At 63.7% G+C, this 1,095-nt stretch carries 3 pseudogenes; all 3 read right to left on the bottom strand.

Annotation, left to right across the window (positions count from 1 at the left end):
- A pseudogene (locus tag ACWD4P_RS38470) lies at window positions 1-95 on the bottom strand (helix-turn-helix domain-containing protein); the annotation flags it as partial.
- Window positions 90-192 (bottom strand): annotated as a pseudogene (locus ACWD4P_RS38465) (hypothetical protein); the annotation flags it as partial. The pseudogenes ACWD4P_RS38465 and ACWD4P_RS38470, both read right to left, overlap by 6 nt.
- A 696-nt stretch (window positions 193-888) precedes the next feature.
- Window positions 889-1,095 (bottom strand): annotated as a pseudogene (locus ACWD4P_RS38460) (prephenate dehydratase); the annotation flags it as partial.

The raw sequence follows: 1,095 nt of genomic DNA, 5'->3' as shown, positions 1-1,095 counted from the left end.
GAGAGCAGGTCCCCGAGGCCGAGCCCCAGCGCCCGGGCGGCGGCCGCGAGCACCTCCGAGGAGGCCTCCTTGCGGCCGCGCTCCAGCTCCGACAGAGAGCAGGGCGTCGACGAGTGCGACGTCCTCTCCACGGGCGCGCTGGGAGGCGCGAACACGGTCGGGGTCCTCACGGAGCAGGCGAAGGTCAATCACCCCTCAAGGCTACCGGTGCGCGGTTCCACCGCACGAACCGATATCCCGTGCGTTACCTTATGCCCGATATGCCGGAATGTGAATTCGGCAATGTAGAGGTCAAGCGCGGTGAAGCGCGGTGAAGCGCATGGCCGAAATGGATCTTCTCGGGACCGGTCGGACGCGGTGGGCGCCGGTCAATGAAAAGGGCCCCTTTCCCCGAAATGGGGCAGACGCGGCATGGCTGCTTGACCAAATCCCCTTGTGTGCGGCGGGACTTGAGGGCGGGGTTGTCCACAGGAATGTGACTCTCCGAAAAGTTATCCACAGGCTGTGCGAAAGATCTGTGGACGCCGGAAGAGATCGTTCCGAAAGCCGCATGCGCGGCGAAGGATTCCCGATCCAAACCCATCTCACACGCACTTTCGAGTGGAAATGGTTCGCTCTATAGAGTTGATCAAAGGAAAAGAGTGGACGAGGGGTGACGTGTGCTCCTGTGGACGGACTTGGGGGCTGTGGAGCGATTTGTCGACCATGTAGCGAGATGGTGTCGACTTGTCCCCAGGTCGAGAAGCACACCTGTGGATAACTTCTGTGGATGGCGAAAATCTGCAGGTAGGACCGGTTCTCGGAACGTCGAAAACCGGCGCCCGAAGACGCCGGAAAGCCATCAGAACCCGTATGTCCGAAGACGCCGCGACCTGGAACCCGAAGGCGTCAGAAACGGCCGTCCTGGCAGCGTGCGAGCCAGTCGGACGCCGCCATGAAATCGCTGTCGGACGTCCCCGTCCGCGGAGTCCGGACGTCCGCCACAGTGACCCCGGCCCTCGGGTACGAGCCCAGGAAGCGCACTTGCGGGCAGACCCGCTTGAGCCCCATCAGCGCCTCGCCCACGCGGCGGTCCGAGATGTGGCCCTCCGCGTC

Source organism: Kitasatospora sp. NPDC002543 (assembly GCF_053594915.1).
The sequence above is the reverse complement of the archived record's forward strand: the minus strand, read 5'-3'. Positions and strand labels throughout refer to the sequence as shown.